Genomic DNA, 16,436 nt, shown 5'->3' on the forward strand with positions numbered 1-16,436 from the left:
AAATTGACAATTAAGCTTATGATATATAAAAGAAATAAAAATTATAAAATTTATATATGTGGAAATAGGGTATAAAATATTGCAATGTGTAGCCACTTTGTAAGCAAATTTGCTAAGAATTCAATGATGAAATCTAATCTGATCACACGTTCTGGACATGATAAGTTAGTCGCAGAATTAAAGCATTTATGGCATGAAGAGCGTCCGGAAATTACCCAAAAAGTAAATTGGGCAGCCAGTCTTGGCGATCGTTCGGAAAACGCGGATTATCAATACAATAAGCAAATTTTAAGAAAAATTGATCGTCGTGTTCGTTACTTAGGTAAGCGACTTGAAGAGTTGAGAATCATTGATTTTTCGCCTGAGCAAGAAGGCAAAGTTTATTTTGGTGCGTGGGTAGAAATAGAAAATGAAAAGGGAGAGGTGAAGACCTTGCGCATTGTAGGAATTGATGAAATTTATGATCATCATCCACAACATATTTCAATTGATGCACCGATGGCTCGGGCGATGTTATCCAAACAAGTGGATGATGAGTTTGAAGTCATCACGCCACTGGGCAAAAAAACATGGTTCATCAATAGTATTCGATATGAAAAGCTTGATAATTCATCAAATTAGTCAATATTGAATTAAATTTGAACATTCGTGAATAAAAATGAATAAAAGTATTTGCCAAGGTCGAATTTTATTTATATGATAGCCGCCATTGGAAGCGTGGCAGAGCGGTTTAATGCACCGGTCTTGAAAACCGACGAGGGCTTATACCCCTCCGTGAGTTCGAATCTCACCGCTTCCGCCAAATACAAAAAACCCTGATCATTGATCAGGGTTTTTTATTTTCAGTTAATGTATAAGATTGTTTGACTTTTCGATTCACCATATAAGTCATGGTCAAAAATAGCACCATGACCTAAACAGTCAAACCTGTGATTAACGCGGTAGATCAAACCAAATCATTTGAGTGTTTTGATTTGCTTTTACAGTCGAGTTTTCATCAAACATCAACGCATCACCAGTTTTTACAGTTTGACCTGCGATTTCGACTTCACCTTCTACCACATGAATGTAGTTAAACGTTTGAGTTTTATTTACATCCAAAGATTGGCCAGCTTCTAACACAGCAGTTTTCACTTCTGCATCTTGGCGTAAGTGCATTGGTGCATTTTCATTTGGACCTGCAATCAAATGCCATTGATTCGGCGCATCTTTTGGGTCAAGCTGAATTTGTTGATACGATGGTTCAGCATCTTTCACATTTGGAATAATCCAAATTTGGAATAGATGAACGTCTTCATCATATTGATTAATTTCGCTATGACGAACACCCGTACCAGCACTCATTAATTGCCATTCACCTGGTTTGATGTCACCTGCATTACCCATGCTGTCTTTATGCGAAATCGCACCTTTGAGTACACAGGTGAGAATTTCCATATTGTCATGACCATGAGTACCAAAACCATTATGCGCAGCAATATGATCGTCATTAATTACACGTAGCGGGCCAACACCCATTAAGTCAGGGTTATACCAGCTACCAAATGAAAAACTATGATGGGTGTTCAACCAACCAGCTTGAACATGACCACGATCTTCACTACGGTGTAAATAAGTTGTCATTCCGATTCTCCAATTCTTAGTATTTATTTAATGAAATAATATTAACTGAGCTTTACATGAGATGAAATCTAATAAAAGCAACGTATTGTTTTATTTATGGGATGATGGATTCATTTATAGGTTTATTGTTTTATGGAGTAGATCAAATCAATAATCATAAAAAACCTACCCGGAGGTAGGTCTAAAATCTATGGACGATCAAGCTCGATTATTCTAAGAAACGAACAGTCACACCTGATTTTACTTTTTTACCTAGATCATTCGCATCCCAGTTGGTTAAACGAATACAACCATGAGACGCTGTTTTAGAAATTGCAGATGGATTCGGTGTACCATGAATACCAAAAGATTTCTTACTTAAACCAATCCAGATGTTACCCACTGGACCATTTGGACCTGGTGGTAATGATAGAGGTTTAAGGTTCTTACCTTGTACAAAGTTACTTGGAGAATAGCTATACCAAGGATTTGGTGCTACACCTGTCACTTTGTATGTACCTGTAGGTGATGGTGTATCTGAACTACCAATCGTTGCAGGGAATGAACCGACCATTTGATTTTGAGCATTGAATAGATACAGCTGCTTTGCACCTTTATGTGCAACGATCAAATGAATGTTCTCTGGTAATTCATTGCGAATATTGGTCACAATGATTTTTTCACCCACTTTGTTAAATGTTGCTTTTGGATTTAATTTCTTTAAGAAACCTTCGTCCATGTGGAATTTTTCACCCAACATTTCACTAACACGTGTGTAATACAATCCTTTCATTTTGGATTGTAATGCATAGTCATGTGGAATTGATTTTGCATAAGGACCTTTTAGGTCTGCAGCTGTAATCGTGTATTCAACATAAGCAGGTTTGCCGCCTTGACGAGCAACCAATGCATCCCAAGTTTCTTGCGTCAATGCACCAGTAGCTTTAATCCCATTCATTTGTTGGAAAGAAGCAATCGCTTTAAGCGTATTTTTACCGCTTGTACCATCAATTGCACCTGGTGAAGCATGCGCATTGTTAAGCATCACGTGAGCGCGTGCATAAACAGGAAATTGACCTTTACCGATATTTTCTGACCATGATGCATTATTCAAACCATCAAGTGTCCATGAAACAGGTGCTTGAGTGGCTGTTGTAGCAGGCTCAGATGATGCAGTCTCATTCGGTGTAAATGTTGGTGCAGTCGATGCTGGAGCAGCACCAATGTCAGCTGTTTTATCTTCAGTACTTTCTAAGTTTTGTAATGTTGAAGCAGCTTGATTTAGATCTTGTTGTTCTTGCTGAGAAATTTTAGCTTCACCGCCTGAGCTCGCTGTAGTTGAATCAACGGCTAAAGGATCAATCGGATCTTGAATAGAGTTAACTTGATTCACTTTTTTTGGCGCTAGGGGTTGTTCTGCATTTGTATTTGCAGCGAATGCTGTACCTGACAAAATACAACTAAGACTCAAAGCAAGGATTGAGCGAACGAACATGTAATTCAACCTTAAGAATTATTCATTTAGAATTTTAAAAACCTGTGAAAGTATTGCAGAAAAAATAACGTTATGCAGTATTTGTTTTGTTTAAAATCACATTTTTTAGATCGCGATCATCAGGATTTTTAATCTTAGGAATCACTACATTCATGACCTTTTTTGGTATGATGAATGAAAATTAACTTTTGCATTGGAAAAGTAAATGACGACCTTAAAGAATGATCGTTTTCTACGTGCTTTATTACGTGAACCTGTAGATTGCACGCCAGTATGGATGATGCGCCAAGCAGGCCGTTATTTACCTGAATATCGTGCGACACGGGCGACTGCGGGTGATTTTCTTTCACTGTGCAAAAACCAAGACTTTGCTTGTGAAGTGACTTTGCAACCATTACGTCGTTATGATCTCGATGCAGCGATTTTATTTTCCGATATTTTAACGGTACCAGATGCATTAGGTTTAGGGTTGTATTTTGAAACAGGTGAAGGGCCAAAGTTTCATAAAACGATACGTACTGAGCAAGATGTAGCGAACTTACCAAAGTTTGATGCCAAATCTGATTTGGCTTATGTGATGCGTGCAGTAAGTACCATTCGTTCTGCTTTGGGGGGGCAAGTTCCACTGATTGGTTTCTCAGGTAGCCCTTGGACACTTGCAACGTACATGATCGAAGGTGGTTCAAGTAAGGACTTCCGTTTCACGAAGCAGATGATGTATGCACAGCCAGAAGTCTTGCATGCATTATTAGACCGCTTAGCTGATGCTGTCATTGACTATTTAAATGCGCAGATTGATGCAGGTGCTCAAGCCGTTCAAATTTTTGATAGTTGGGGTGGGGCATTAGCGCACCGTGAATATCTTGAATTCTCACTAAAATACATGCAAAAAATTGTCGCTGGATTAAAACGTGAGAATGAAGGTCGTAAAGTGCCTGTTATTTTATTCACCAAAGGTGGTGGTCAGTGGTTAGAACCCATGATTGCGACTGGCGCCGATGCTTTTGGTTTGGATTGGACTACACCTTTAAATGTTGCTCGTCAAACTGTAAATGGTCGTGCTGCACTACAAGGTAACCTTGACCCTGCGACGTTATACGGTTCCCCAGCAAGTATTGAAAAAGCGGTGAAGTTAATGCTTGATGATGCCTATGCCAATGGTGAGAAAACAGGCTATGTTGCAAACCTTGGGCATGGAATCACGCAATGGGTAGACCCTGAACATCCAAAAGCATTTATTGATACCGTACATGAGTACAGTGCAAAATATTTGTAATTAATTCTTTAAAATTGAGTACTATATAAAGGTACGCAATTTAGAAAATCGATAATGATCTTTTTAAAAGGAATTTTAGAGTTCATCCATAAGGCAGCCTTCGCTGCCTTATTTGGTATTTTACTTCTCATTGCTTTTGCCGTAACTGCGCCAATGGGAAGTGACGAATATTGGGGCTTTTTTCGTTACGATTATTTATTGTTTTATGCCGTCATCATTCAAATTTGTCTGATCTATATCAAGCTTGAATCTTGGGCTGAAGCAAAAGTGATTGCACTGTTTCATCTATTGGCGATGATTATGGAAATTTTCCTGACGCATCCTCACATCGCATCATGGTTCTATCCTCAGCCTGCAGTTTTTAAAATCATGACCGTACCACTTTTTGCTGGCTTTATGTATTCAGCGGTGGGTAGTTTCTTTGCGCGTAGTTTGAAGCTCTATCAAGTCTCTTTTACCAAGTTGCCAAGTTTCGGCAATATGTTGGCTCTTTCAATTTTGGCTTATATCAATTTCATGAGTAAGTTCTTTATCAATGATTTTAGATATATGTTGTTCTTATGGAGTATCGTGATTTTTTGGGACACCAAAATTCATTTTCAACTTCAACAACATAAAATTAAGCTCCCAATGTTACCGATCTTAATTTTGCTGGCATTTATTATTTGGGTCGCGGAAAACATCAGTACTTTCTATAAAATTTGGCTTTATCCTTCACAGCAAGATGGTTGGCATATGGTGGGATGGGGCAAGCTAGGTTCATGGTATTTATTGCTATTGTTGAGTCTGGTTTTAGTGCTAAAAATACTCGGCAAGCGTGAAAATGATGGAACTTGGCAACTAAAAGATAAATAAGATCAACTGGTTGAAAAAAAATCACTAAAAATGAGCAATTTTGTTTTGCGTTATCAAACAGATATCGTTATCTTAAATTAGTGCTTAGTAAGCATTAATAATGAAATAAGACATTCTAAAATTGATAATTCTGGAGAGCTATCATGTTAAAAAAAATTGCTTTAGCTGCTGTTTTAGCTGTAGGTTCAACTGCTGCATTTGCTGACAAAGACGTTGGTTGTGGCGTAGGTTCTCAAGTATGGGCAGGTCAATCTGGTAAAGTGCCTAAAATTCTTGCTGCAACGACTAATGGTATTTTCACTAACCAATTATTGGGTATTACTTTTGGTACTTTAGGTTGTAGCGGTACAGGTACTGTAACTGCTCAAGCGGTAACATTTACCAATGAAAATGCTGAAACTCTTGCACGTGATATGGCAGTTGGTCAAGGTGAAAGCCTGAATGTTCTTGCTGAGTTATTAAACATCAAATCACAAGATAAAGCACGTTTCTTTGCTGTATCTAAACAAAACTTCTCTGAAATTTATTCTTCAGAAAACCAAAATTCTTTACAAGTTCTTGCATCTTTACAAACAGTAATGGCGCAAGACGAAGTGCTTAAAGCATACGTTTAATTGCTTACTAAAAACCCTGTCTTATGACAGGGTTTTTTATGTCTAATATATTGTGTTTAAAATTAATTTCTAAGCGTTTAGTTTGAAATACCTATCTCATATTTAATTAAAAAGAATTGAATGAAATCCATTACTCTACTTACACTTTTAACCTCTTTAAGTATCTCTGCATTCGCAGCAGATTCTTCAATTACTCAATCGTATATTCAATTGTCTGAACAAAAAAAATTAGAACAGGACAAAACTTGGCTACGTTTGATGTATGCAAATGAAAAAGGAAAGAGTGAAGTTGAGTATTCGGGCTATTTTTTATCGAATCAGGGTAAAAGTGATTTAAAAAAAGAATTACACAGTAATATTCAAGCGCTTTTTCAATCGGCAGAATCGAATCAATCTGTACGTTGTCGTTTTCCTGCACGTAGTCAGTGGATTATGCGACAACTTGAGATTCAAGAATCTGAGTTACCAGCGGTAGAGTGTCCTGAATACGATCAATGGATGGGGCAAATCAAACCGTACAAAGCAACTTTGATCTATGCCACAGACTTTATGGGCAATCCAAGTTCTATGTTTGGGCATACTCTATTGCGTCTTGATCCGAAAGATCAAAAACAATTGAATTTAGTTTCTTATGCTATTAATTATGCAGCTACAGTGAATGGTGGGGACAACTGGTCCTATGCATGGAAAGGGCTAACGGGACAGTATCCAGGTGAATATTCGCTCATGCCGTATTACCGTAAAGTGAAGGAATACGGCGATTTTGAAAGTCGTGATTTGTGGGAATATGAACTCAATTTAAATGAGCAAGAAACTCTATTTTTAGTTCAACACATTTGGGAAATGCAAAAAGTCAGTTTTCCTTATTATTTTGTCAGTGATAATTGTGCGTACCGCTTGTTGGGATTGATTGATTTGGTTCGACCGAATGCAAATTTGGCTGAACAATTTAAAGTGGCTGCCATACCTGTTGAGACCATTAAAGCGATTGAGCAGAATGACTTGATCAAAGACACGGTTTATCGTCCTGCACTTGAAACAGAGCTATTAGCACAGGCCAAACAGCATGGTTATGATTTGGCAGAAGTGGCTCATGAAGTTGGATTTGCTGAACCGCAGAAAATGCCTAAACTCTTGGAAAAGTATTCAGCATTAGATCAAGCTAAAATTTTAGAAATGGCCTATGACGATTTATATTTACAATTCTTAGGTCGCAAAGTTGAAGAAAAATTTGCACAGCCACGTTTAAGATCTTTATTACAATTAAGAAGTCGTAGTCACACTGAAAAGCAAAGAACAGCCCCTACGCAGCCCAAAACTGATCCAACAGCATCGCATAAAGCGCGTCAATTCTCATTAAAAGCAGGTGAGTTACAAGGTCAGAGATATGTGGAGCTTGGTCATCGACAAGCCTATCACGACCTAATTGATCCTCAGGGTGGCTTTCGTATAGGCACTCAATTGATGTTTTGGGATGGATCAATTCAATATCGTGATGATGAATTGAAACTCAATCATTTTGATTTTCTAAGTGTGAATTCTTATAACCCTATAACGCCGTTCAAATTACCACTCAGTTGGGGCTTTAACTTGGGCTGGCAACAAGAAGCATTGGATAGCAATGGACAGTTTAGTGAGTTGGAACAACATGGTGTAGCAAGCCTTAAAACACAGTTTGGCTATACCAAAGCAGATCAAGATCGCCAACATTTATGTTATGCGCAAATTCAACAACAGTTCCAAGCAGGTAAAGCGCTGGATGATGGTTGGAGAGTTGGTGTAGGGCCAACATTGGGTTGTCAAAATATTTGGTCAGATCGAATCAACTCTCTTGTACAAGTTGAATTGCCGTATTGGGAAGACAGTCATCAGTGGAATTTAAAGTTGAATTCTAATCTTCAATATTTATTCAATCAGCAAAATGCGCTCCGTCTTGGTTGGGAATACCAAACGCAAAATGGTCTGGATTGGGATAAATGGAGTTTGGGTTACGTCAAATTCTTTTAATTTTGCACTGTACAGAGAGTGAAATACATAAGAATAAATCGTTATTCAAATTGAATAAAGCAATGAAAATTTTTAGGATCATTGCTTTTAATTTACTTACATGACTCGAAAATCAGCTTAAATTTCGGCATAATATAAATATTATTGATTATTTATATCAAATTTTATCATGAATGATTTATTGTTAGCTTTTATTGGCGGAGCTTTGCTTGGTTTAGCAGTCATTGGTTATTTATATGTGCATGGTCGAATTGCGGGTATCAGTGGCTTAATCGGGCAGGTTTTGAATCCCCAAACTATATTTAAGACGCCTGCTTTATGGTTTATTTTGGGTATTTTTATTGTCCCATTTTTCTTTAAAGCACAATTCAGTCAATCTATTGAGTTAAATGCTTCGCCGTGGTTGATGCTGATAGCAGGACTGATTGTGGGCATCGGCACACGAATGGGTTCAGGTTGTACGAGTGGTCATGGTATTTGTGGGATTAGTCGCTTATCTAAGCGCTCTTTTATTGCGACAGGCTGTTTCATGCTGACAGGAGCAATCACTGTATTTGTGATGCGTCATGTGCTGGGAGTGAATGGATGAAAAATTTAATTGCCTTTGGCTTAGGTGGTCTATTTTCACTCGGTTTAATGCTTTCCGGCATGGCCAATCCAGAAAAAGTATTGAACTTTTTAGATGTATTTGGTGAGTGGGATCCTAGTCTTGCATTGGTCATGATAGGGGCAATCGCTGTGGCTTTTATGCCGTTTCAAAAAGTGCTTAAACATCCTGAAACCAAGACTTTCTATGCTGAAAAAATTGAATTACCTACTCAGCAAAATATTGATAAAAGACTCATTGTGGGGAGTGCTTTATTTGGGATTGGTTGGGGACTAGCAGGGATCTGTCCAGCACCAAGTTTAACTTTAATTGGGTTAGGGCACTATCAGGCGGGGTATTTTATCGTTGCGATGTTCATTGGGATTTGGGCTTATGATTTTTTTAGTTCAAAATTGATCAAGCGTGTTTAAGTGAGAGAACAGGATGCATCAAAAGGCGGATAAACAACTTTCTAATACACTTGATCAAGCAACATCAAATGCTTTAATTCAGTCATTTTTTGATGAAGATACCAATACGTTTAGCTATGTCGTCGCAGATTTGGAAACAAGACAATGTGCGATCATTGATAGTGTGCTGAACTATGATGCTGCATCGGTCAGTTCCCAAACGACATTGGCGGATCAAATTGTTGATTATATTCAGCAGCAAAAATTACAAGTCCAATGGATTTTAGAGACGCATGTTCATGCAGACCATTTAAGTGCAGCACAATATTTAAAATCGAAATTGGGAGGAGTCATTGGCATCAGTCAAAAGATCCAACAAGTTCAACAAACATTTGCCAAGATTTATCATCTTGATGAAAAAGAGCTGATAGAACAGCAGGATTTTGATTATTTATTTACAGATCATGAAGCATTTAAAATTGGCAATTTGAGCGCCTATAACATACCTACACCAGGTCATACCCCCGCATGTTTAAGCTATGTAATTGAAGAAGCTGTATTCGTCGGTGATACATTGTTTATGTATGACTATGGAACAGCACGTTGCGACTTTCCACATGGTGATGCTGCGCAACTATTTGATTCGATTCAACGCTTATATCAGCTACCAGACCATTTTAGTGTTTTCTTATGTCATGATTATTTGCCTGAATCACGTACAGAATATGTCTACCAGACAACGATAGGTGCACAAAAAAATCGAAATATTCATCTCAAACAGAATACGCTCAAAACGGAATTTGTTGCAATGAGAAAGAAGCGAGATGCTGATTTAGCTGTTCCTAAATTGATGATTGCTGCGATTCAAGTCAATATGAAAGCGGGTAAATTTCCAGAGCCTGAAGTAAATGGAATTCGTTATTTGAAAATGCCTTTAAATTATTTTGACTAATCTATTATCGCTTAGTCTTTTAGCGTTTAAGTATTTATTCTCATCTAAAAAATAATTGAGCTCATGAAATTCGTATTTGTATTTCATGAGCTCTTTAATAGAATTGAATGTATTACTTTACCTTCAGTCTTTAAATCAAATCGCTATGTATCTGAAGAAAGGTTTACTTGGACTTTTTAGCTTTGGGTTTAGTTGGGGTTTTGGCTTTAGTTGAGGAAACCTTGGTGGTCTTTGCTTTTTCAGTTTTAGGCTGAGTGGTTTTAGCTTTAGAGACAGATTTTGCCTTTGAAGCTGCTTTAGTTTCCGTTGATTTAGACTTTTCTTTACTATCTTTCGATTTGCTTTCTTTAGCTTTAGTCTTTTTAGCTGCTGATTCTTTTGTTTTTAAATCTTTAGCTGAAGTGTCTTTGTCCTTTGCTTTGCTATCTTTCGATTTAGTGTTTTTGGGCTTGCTTGTTTTCGCATTTGAAGATTTGGTTGTAGATGCTTTTGTATCCTTTGTTTTAGATGCCGCTTTGGTTGACGTTGTTTTCTTTTTCTCCTCAGGTTTTTTGGTTGCCAATTTCTTTTCTTTTTCAGAAGTATCTTTTGCTTTTACAGAAGTTGCTTTCTTTTGTGAAGTAGCCATGGGCAAAATCCTTAATGAATAGAGTTTATGATTGAAGATTCCGAAAATTAGTCATTCAGTTTTTTCGTCATACATTCAATGTAACGATTAATTTTGTAGTTTGGGCACTGTAGATGTGACTAATTATTTAATTGTAAGAGAGGAATTTTTAATACTTGATATGATTAGTAAAATTAAAATAACAATGTAACGCTTATTACATTTGTATTACAGGTCATGCAAAAAGATTAATGACAAAGCGTGATTTATAAAATTTGATCAGATTCAAATGAGCATAGAAGTGGATGAGCAGATCAGAAAATTAAAATAAAAGAGGGTTAAAAAAAAGAGTGAAAATAAAAACGTATTGCTAAGGAGAGTAATGTCATGAATCTGTTTATTCAGGGAGCATGAAATTTTAAGAATTTGCCACATCAAGTGGATGTGGCAGATTTAAATGACAGATACAAATTTTATAAAGTAGAGGTGTGCGTTTTAGACTTCAACCAAAACGTAATATTTTTTAACTGCTTCCACCACTTCAAATCTACCTTGGAAGGCAGGGGGGATAATACCTGCTTGACCTGCGGCTACTTCAATAAAATTGCCTGTTAGGTCATGAATGCGCACGAGACCTTCAATGACATTAAAAAATTCTTGTTTGTTGTCTGCAAATACAATATTCCATGAACCAACTTCACATTCCCAAATGCCACAGCCCATATTAGGATGTTCATATAAGCTATGCGTAATTCTTTGTGGGTTTCCTGAAACTAAACGATCTGGACGAGGGTAGTCGATGCTTGGTTCAGCTTGACTAAGTCCTTGATCTTTTTCTTGTCCTGCGATGTAAATTAAAGACATCTAAAAATTCCTCAAATATAAAATCAAAATTTAAATGAGTATTAAAAATCAGACAAAATAAAACCCCAACAGCGGTTGAGGTTTTGGTACAGCATTAATGGCTTTCAGGTACGGCACTTAAGAATTCACGGCGGTCTTCTTTATTGGTTTTAAAATCACCAATGAATGACACAGTTCGAGTTGTGGACTCTTGTTTACCGACACCGCGCATCATCATGCACATATGAGCAGAATCAATCACAACAGCAACGCCACGAGCGCCAGTGACTTCTGTAACAGCTTCTGCAATTTGCTGGGTTAAATTCTCTTGAATCTGTAAACGACGAGCAAACATTTCAGTGATGCGAGCAAATTTAGATAAGCCCAAAACATTACCTTCAGGGAGGTAGGCAATATGTACACGACCATAGAATGGTAATAAGTGATGTTCACATAATGAATAAAATTCGATGTTCTTCACCAAAACCATTTCACGGTTATCTGAAGGGAAGACCGCATTGTTGGTCACTTCTTCAAGCGTTTGGCTGTAGCCCGACGTTAAATACGAAAAAGCTTTTGCAGCACGCATTGGCGTATCTTTTAGACCAGGACGAGTAAGATCTTCACCAACTGCTGTAAGGATGTTGGCGTAGGATTGCTGCATAGACATAAGACGTGTTCACTTACACTGATATCGAACAAGGACGGCATTGTAGCAGAAAACTATTACAATGCCCTGATTTGGGGAAAAAATCCGATTATTGATTAAATTTTGGGTTCTTTTCACTGCGTTTGAGTAAAACTAAAACAGCGCCTGTACCCCCTTGCTTTTCAGGAGCACTGACAAATGCCAAAACATCACGATGTTGACGTAACCAACCATTCACATAGGTTTTTAAAATGGCATCTGGCCCTTTGCCATGCACAATTTTTAACACGTTTTGGTTTTCATCTTTAGCAATTTGAATAATCTGCAAAACAGCCTGACGTGCTTCTTCCACAGTGCAACCATGCAAATCAACGGCTTCAAACCAGCGTAAGTTTCCAGCTTTAAGGTCTTCAAATACTTTGTGCTGCAAAGTTGCAATGCGATAGCTCAGATTGGCTTGGCTTCCTACAGGGTTGAGCATTGCTTGAGTATCAGATAACTCAGCCAAATCGGTTTGCATTGGTCCTTCTGCCGCAGCTCGTTTTGCGAGGACTTGAGCACTTGGTTTTTTTGAATTGGATTTGTCGATTTTCGCAATATTGCTGTTATCCATTTTTTGGACACCTTGCATTTGCTTGCGAAATAATTCGAGATCATCTTCAGGCTCGGGTTGAACTTGAGCTTTTTCCTCAACAGCCTGTTTGATGGCTGCGGTGTGAGGATTGGTAATTTGCTTTTTAAATGATTTCAATAAGTCATACTGCGCTTTTGAAAGCGAAGAATCATGTTTACTCATAGTTGAATGAAACATCTAAATAGAAGGATTTGAAGACTATTATAGTCGGAATGAAGATCGTTTTGAACAAGATTGGATTCTGAGTGAGCTTTTAGCAAATGAATGCATTGCGAGAGAGCAATCTTAAATAAGAAAATTGATAGTTATAAAAACTTATTTTGAAATAGGAGTAATTAAAATTTTATAGGAACATTGAAATTTGGTTTATAGCCCATCTTCACGATTCGATAAATATGATGCATATCTTTGTCTCAACCGATTAATGAGTTTTACATCAGAAGCTATAAGATCTATTCCACCATCATAGGGTACAATAATAATATTTTTTTCAAAAGAAATGAAAAAAGCATCAGTCTCATCATCCGCTATTTTGATGAGTAAATCATTGTGTAGATTTTGCTTCCATATCGATTGAACAAAGTGTGGCGTGAAGTATCGGTCATTATTCTCCCCATCATCAAAATAGAAAGGATCTGCTGAATGTAGATGTATCAGTGTTCCTATTTCAAAATCATAACGAGACAGTGGATTTTGACTATGATCAGATGATTTAATTTCACCATGAGAATAACAACCTGAAACAATATGGATGATCATTTCAGAATTAAAACAATCTGAGAAAATTTGGTTTTGATGCTGTAGTAACTGCTGAAGTTCAATTGGGTCTTCAGCATATCTTTTAGCTTGAGGAAGACTGTAAATACGTAACCAATTTTCAGAAAAGTAATATTTGAATAAATAGCTTATAGGAATTTTTTGAGGGAAGGATAGATTCCATTCAATTTCAAAATTATGATCCGATGAATTGTTCATATTTTTCTAATCATCAAGATAAAGTAAAAAAAGAAGAGGGTAACTTAACCCTCTTCTTAAATAAGTTATAACTGCTTTGGTACACCAAACAATTCTGCAAAAGCATGATCAGGTCTAGGCTGTTTCATAAAACTTTCACCTACCAAGAATGCATGAATGTCATTTTCTTGCATCATCGCTACATCAGCAGGTGTTGCTATACCACTTTCAGTCACCAACAGACGAGAAGGCTCAAGTAATTTCTTCAAACGGATCGATGTATTTAAATCCACATCAAAAGTTTTTAAATTACGATTATTGACACCTAAGAGACAGCGTTCGTTCAAACGAAGCGCACGCTCTAATTCTTCTTCATCATGAACTTCAACCAAAACGTCAAGATTGTGCTCAAATGCAGTTTTCGACATTTCTTCAAGTTGTTGGTCAGATAAACAAGCGACGATCAACAAAATACAATCTGCATGCAAAGCACGCGCTTCGATCACGCCATAAGGATCAATTAAGAAATCCTTACGCAAAGCAGGAAGAGAGCAGTGTGAGCGTGCAATCTCAATATTCTCATCTGCACCTTGGAAGAAATCTACATCTGTTAAAACAGATAAGCACGCAGCGCCAGCATTTTCATACTGTTCAGCGATTTCTGCTGGATTAAAGTTTTCGCGAATGATGCCTTTAGAAGGAGAAGCTTTTTTGATTTCAGCAATCACACCTGGCTGTTTACTCAATAAAGATTGAGCGAAGCCACGAACAGGCGTTGCAGCTTGAGCAAATTGTTCAACATCATACAAACTACGTTGCTTTAAACGCAGAGCAAACTCTTCATGTTTACGATCAATAATTTTACCTAAAATCGTATTTGCGATATTCACCATGAGTCGTTCCCTTGCTTAAGCTTCGTATTGTTTTAATGTTTTAGTAAATTCAGATAGCACACTGAGTTTTTCTAAAGCCTGACCGCCATAAATAATGTCATGAGCCAGTGCGACACCTTGTTTATAACTGCTGGTTAAACCAGATACATAGATACCTGCACCCGCATTTAACGCAATCATGTTGGCAGCTTTTTCACCAATCGCTGATTTCTTTTTACCAAGTGCATCCTGAATCAATTTAAAGCTATGCGCAGAGTCTTCGATCATCAAACCAGTAAGCGTTTGAGATTCGATATCTACCTCTTCAGGACTAATTGAATATTCAGTGACTTCACCATTTTTAAGCTCGGCAACATAGGTTGTTGAAGCTAAACTGATTTCATCTAAACCATCACGTGAATGAACCACCATCACGTGTTCAGCACCGAGTTGTTGCATTACTTCTGCAATTGGACGGCAAAGCTCTTGCGAGAATACACCGATCACTAAACGCTTTACTCCAGCCGGATTCGTAAGCGGGCCGAGTAAGTTAAAAATGCTACGGAAAGCCAATTCACGACGTGGGCCAACAGCATATTTCATTGCTTTATGATGATTCGGTGCAAACAAGAAGCCAACGCCCATTTCACGGATACAGCGTTCAGTTTGAGCCATGTTTAAATCAAGATTGATTCCCGCAATTTCTAATAGATCAGAGGAGCCAGACTTGGTCGAAACACCACGGTTACCGTGTTTTGCGATGGTTGCACCAGCTGCGGCAATCACAAATGCAGATGCAGTTGATACGTTAAATAAATTTTGACCGTCACCACCTGTACCCACGATATCGACTAAATATGGTACATCGCTGACATCAATCTTAATTGCAAATTCACGCATCACACGAGCAGCAGCGGTGATTTCGTCAATACTTTCACCTTTTTGACGAAGACCCATCATCAAAGCACCAATTTGTGCATCCGTTGCTTCACCATTCATAATGGTACGCATCACATCTTCCATTTGAGGTTGAGTGAGCTCTATATTTTTAGTGATATTATTTAAAGCTTGTTGAATATTCATAATCTGTTTTGCACTCTATTAAGCGTAAATTTCTAAGAAGTTTTTAAAGATTTGATGACCGTGTTCACTTAGGATTGACTCAGGGTGGAACTGCACGCCTTCAATTGGCAATGTCTTATGTTTTACACCCATAATTTCTTCCATCGAACCATCAGATTGATTGGTCCAGCACGTTACTTCTAAACATTCAGGCACTGTCGCTTGATCAATCACTAAAGAGTGATAGCGAGTTGCCGCAAATGGAGAGGGTAGGTTGCTGAAAATACCTGTGTCAGCATGATACATATCTGACAGACGACCATGCATCACCGTTTTTGCGCGGACAATATCACCACCAAAGGCTTGACCAATGGCTTGATGACCAAGACATACGCCAAGCAGTGGAATTTTTCCTGCAAAATGCTGAATCGCAGGAATGGAAATACCTGCTTCAGAGGGTGAGCATGGGCCAGGGCCAATCACCAAATATTTCGGTTGCCATCGCTCAATTTCCTCTAATGTGACTTGATCATTGCGAACCACTTTTACTTCTTGATCTAACTCGCCGAAATATTGGACGATGTTATAAGTAAAGCTATCGTAATTGTCGAGCATTAAAAGCATGAGACTGAACCTACTAACCTATTGAAATTTATGCACTGAATTGTGCTTTATGATCCGTTCTATATCCATTGTTTCATGCGAAACATTAAAATTCATTATGTTCAAGCAAGAATTGGATAGTGCGTCATCATAGCAAAAATTAAACAAAATCAGTTCAAAATTTTAGTTTTAGTTATCACGGTCTGATGAATTCAAAATACGATGTCTGTTTGCGTATTTTTAATGGTCAAAATCGTATTTAAAATAGAAATAAATAAGATTGGATTAATAGTATGTTTAGTTATAGTTGATAATAGGCGTTAAAATCCTCTGAATTTTTTTAGTAATCTTATCTATCTGAAAATGAATACTAAATTTGATGGACTTTACTTTAAAAGTGCGTAAAACAAGTGCT

18 protein-coding genes and 1 tRNA gene are annotated in these 16,436 nt (G+C 37.5%); 9 read left to right on the top strand and 10 right to left on the bottom strand.

Translation table 11 applies throughout. The annotated features are described in order from the left end of the window. Positions 1-126: 126 nt before the first annotated feature. Both greB and AC5YDM_RS03835 read left to right on the top strand, forming a co-directional pair. On the top strand, positions 127-621 hold the full coding sequence (gene greB, locus AC5YDM_RS03830) for a transcription elongation factor GreB (protein WP_496150796.1): 495 nt from the start codon (positions 127-129) through the stop codon (positions 619-621). A gap of 90 nt (positions 622-711) precedes the next feature. Beyond that, positions 712-802: transfer RNA gene (locus AC5YDM_RS03835), tRNA-Ser, on the top strand. 131 nt (positions 803-933) lie between these two features. On the opposite strand, the gene AC5YDM_RS03840 is transcribed toward AC5YDM_RS03835, so the two are convergent. Together AC5YDM_RS03840 and AC5YDM_RS03845 are read right to left on the bottom strand one after the other, a co-directional pair. Beyond that, entirely contained in the window at positions 934-1,623 is a 690-nt protein-coding gene (locus AC5YDM_RS03840; protein WP_496150797.1) for a pirin family protein, read from the bottom strand. A gap of 208 nt (positions 1,624-1,831) precedes the next feature. Further along, a complete protein-coding gene (locus AC5YDM_RS03845) occupies positions 1,832-3,097 on the bottom strand; it encodes a L,D-transpeptidase family protein (RefSeq protein WP_496150798.1) in 1,266 nt (421 codons plus the stop codon). 205 nt (positions 3,098-3,302) lie between these two features. Here AC5YDM_RS03845 and hemE point away from each other — a divergent pair, with 205 nt between their 5' ends. The 7 genes from hemE (at position 3,303) to AC5YDM_RS03880 (ending at position 9,797) form a co-directional block, all read left to right on the top strand. Continuing rightward, positions 3,303-4,373, top strand: a complete 1,071-nt coding sequence (gene hemE / locus AC5YDM_RS03850) for a uroporphyrinogen decarboxylase (RefSeq protein WP_496150799.1) — start codon at positions 3,303-3,305, stop codon at positions 4,371-4,373. 54 nt (positions 4,374-4,427) lie between these two features. Beyond that, entirely contained in the window at positions 4,428-5,228 is an 801-nt protein-coding gene (locus tag AC5YDM_RS03855) for a DUF817 family protein (protein ID WP_496150800.1), read from the top strand. Between the two features lie 143 nt (positions 5,229-5,371). After that, a complete protein-coding gene (locus AC5YDM_RS03860) occupies positions 5,372-5,842 on the top strand; it encodes a DUF3015 family protein (protein WP_496150801.1) in 471 nt (156 codons plus the stop codon). Between the two features lie 120 nt (positions 5,843-5,962). Further along, entirely contained in the window at positions 5,963-7,849 is a 1,887-nt protein-coding gene (locus AC5YDM_RS03865) for an Lnb N-terminal periplasmic domain-containing protein (protein ID WP_496150802.1), read from the top strand. Between the two features lie 169 nt (positions 7,850-8,018). After that, positions 8,019-8,438 (top strand): YeeE/YedE family protein, encoded by a 420-nt coding sequence (locus tag AC5YDM_RS03870; protein ID WP_496150803.1) that lies wholly within the window; start codon positions 8,019-8,021, stop codon positions 8,436-8,438. Next, entirely contained in the window at positions 8,435-8,866 is a 432-nt protein-coding gene (locus AC5YDM_RS03875) for a DUF6691 family protein (RefSeq protein ID WP_496150804.1), read from the top strand. Before AC5YDM_RS03870 ends, AC5YDM_RS03875 begins: the two co-directional genes overlap by 4 nt. A gap of 13 nt (positions 8,867-8,879) precedes the next feature. After that, complete coding sequence (locus tag AC5YDM_RS03880; protein ID WP_496150805.1) at positions 8,880-9,797, top strand: MBL fold metallo-hydrolase; 918 nt, start codon at positions 8,880-8,882, stop codon at positions 9,795-9,797. Positions 9,798-9,960: 163 nt separating this feature from the next. Here the strand turns inward: AC5YDM_RS03880 and AC5YDM_RS03885 are convergent, their stop codons facing one another. The 8 genes from AC5YDM_RS03885 to AC5YDM_RS03920 form a co-directional block, all read right to left on the bottom strand. Beyond that, on the bottom strand, positions 9,961-10,425 hold the full coding sequence (locus AC5YDM_RS03885; RefSeq protein ID WP_496150806.1) for a hypothetical protein: 465 nt from the start codon (positions 10,423-10,425) through the stop codon (positions 9,961-9,963). A 474-nt stretch (positions 10,426-10,899) separates the two neighbouring features. Beyond that, positions 10,900-11,268 (bottom strand): cupin domain-containing protein, encoded by a 369-nt coding sequence (locus AC5YDM_RS03890; RefSeq protein WP_496150807.1) that lies wholly within the window; start codon positions 11,266-11,268, stop codon positions 10,900-10,902. A gap of 94 nt (positions 11,269-11,362) precedes the next feature. Beyond that, entirely contained in the window at positions 11,363-11,911 is a 549-nt protein-coding gene (gene folE, locus AC5YDM_RS03895) for a GTP cyclohydrolase I FolE (protein ID WP_496150917.1), read from the bottom strand. 94 nt (positions 11,912-12,005) lie between these two features. Continuing rightward, a complete protein-coding gene (locus AC5YDM_RS03900) occupies positions 12,006-12,692 on the bottom strand; it encodes a Smr/MutS family protein (RefSeq protein WP_496150808.1) in 687 nt (228 codons plus the stop codon). A 204-nt stretch (positions 12,693-12,896) separates the two neighbouring features. After that, positions 12,897-13,505, bottom strand: a complete 609-nt coding sequence (locus AC5YDM_RS03905) for a DUF3885 domain-containing protein (RefSeq protein WP_496150809.1) — start codon at positions 13,503-13,505, stop codon at positions 12,897-12,899. A gap of 65 nt (positions 13,506-13,570) precedes the next feature. Beyond that, the gene (trpC, locus tag AC5YDM_RS03910; protein ID WP_496150810.1) at positions 13,571-14,377 is read right to left on the bottom strand and encodes an indole-3-glycerol phosphate synthase TrpC; all 807 of its coding nucleotides are present in this window, start codon (positions 14,375-14,377) and stop codon (positions 13,571-13,573) included. 15 nt (positions 14,378-14,392) lie between these two features. Next, positions 14,393-15,439, bottom strand: a complete 1,047-nt coding sequence (gene trpD / locus AC5YDM_RS03915; protein WP_496150811.1) for an anthranilate phosphoribosyltransferase — start codon at positions 15,437-15,439, stop codon at positions 14,393-14,395. An 18-nt stretch (positions 15,440-15,457) separates the two neighbouring features. Then, on the bottom strand, positions 15,458-16,042 hold the full coding sequence (locus AC5YDM_RS03920; RefSeq protein WP_496150812.1) for an anthranilate synthase component II: 585 nt from the start codon (positions 16,040-16,042) through the stop codon (positions 15,458-15,460). Positions 16,043-16,436: the final 394 nt, after the last annotated feature.

The sequence above is a fragment of the Acinetobacter sp. CY81 genome (assembly GCF_059515925.1).

Coding starts and splice junctions, on each gene's coding strand:
- greB (WP_496150796.1), top strand. CDS start 127: ATGAAATCTAATCTGATCACACGTTCTGGACATGATAAGTTAGTCGCA.
- AC5YDM_RS03840 (WP_496150797.1), bottom strand. CDS start 1,623: ATGACAACTTATTTACACCGTAGTGAAGATCGTGGTCATGTTCAAGCT.
- AC5YDM_RS03845 (WP_496150798.1), bottom strand. CDS start 3,097: ATGTTCGTTCGCTCAATCCTTGCTTTGAGTCTTAGTTGTATTTTGTCA.
- hemE (WP_496150799.1), top strand. CDS start 3,303: ATGACGACCTTAAAGAATGATCGTTTTCTACGTGCTTTATTACGTGAA.
- AC5YDM_RS03855 (WP_496150800.1), top strand. CDS start 4,428: ATGATCTTTTTAAAAGGAATTTTAGAGTTCATCCATAAGGCAGCCTTC.
- AC5YDM_RS03860 (WP_496150801.1), top strand. CDS start 5,372: ATGTTAAAAAAAATTGCTTTAGCTGCTGTTTTAGCTGTAGGTTCAACT.
- AC5YDM_RS03865 (WP_496150802.1), top strand. CDS start 5,963: ATGAAATCCATTACTCTACTTACACTTTTAACCTCTTTAAGTATCTCT.
- AC5YDM_RS03870 (WP_496150803.1), top strand. CDS start 8,019: ATGAATGATTTATTGTTAGCTTTTATTGGCGGAGCTTTGCTTGGTTTA.
- AC5YDM_RS03875 (WP_496150804.1), top strand. CDS start 8,435: ATGAAAAATTTAATTGCCTTTGGCTTAGGTGGTCTATTTTCACTCGGT.
- AC5YDM_RS03880 (WP_496150805.1), top strand. CDS start 8,880: ATGCATCAAAAGGCGGATAAACAACTTTCTAATACACTTGATCAAGCA.
- AC5YDM_RS03885 (WP_496150806.1), bottom strand. CDS start 10,425: ATGGCTACTTCACAAAAGAAAGCAACTTCTGTAAAAGCAAAAGATACT.
- AC5YDM_RS03890 (WP_496150807.1), bottom strand. CDS start 11,268: ATGTCTTTAATTTACATCGCAGGACAAGAAAAAGATCAAGGACTTAGT.
- folE (WP_496150917.1), bottom strand. CDS start 11,911: ATGCAGCAATCCTACGCCAACATCCTTACAGCAGTTGGTGAAGATCTT.
- AC5YDM_RS03900 (WP_496150808.1), bottom strand. CDS start 12,692: ATGAGTAAACATGATTCTTCGCTTTCAAAAGCGCAGTATGACTTATTG.
- AC5YDM_RS03905 (WP_496150809.1), bottom strand. CDS start 13,505: ATGAACAATTCATCGGATCATAATTTTGAAATTGAATGGAATCTATCC.
- trpC (WP_496150810.1), bottom strand. CDS start 14,377: ATGGTGAATATCGCAAATACGATTTTAGGTAAAATTATTGATCGTAAA.
- trpD (WP_496150811.1), bottom strand. CDS start 15,439: ATGAATATTCAACAAGCTTTAAATAATATCACTAAAAATATAGAGCTC.
- AC5YDM_RS03920 (WP_496150812.1), bottom strand. CDS start 16,042: ATGCTTTTAATGCTCGACAATTACGATAGCTTTACTTATAACATCGTC.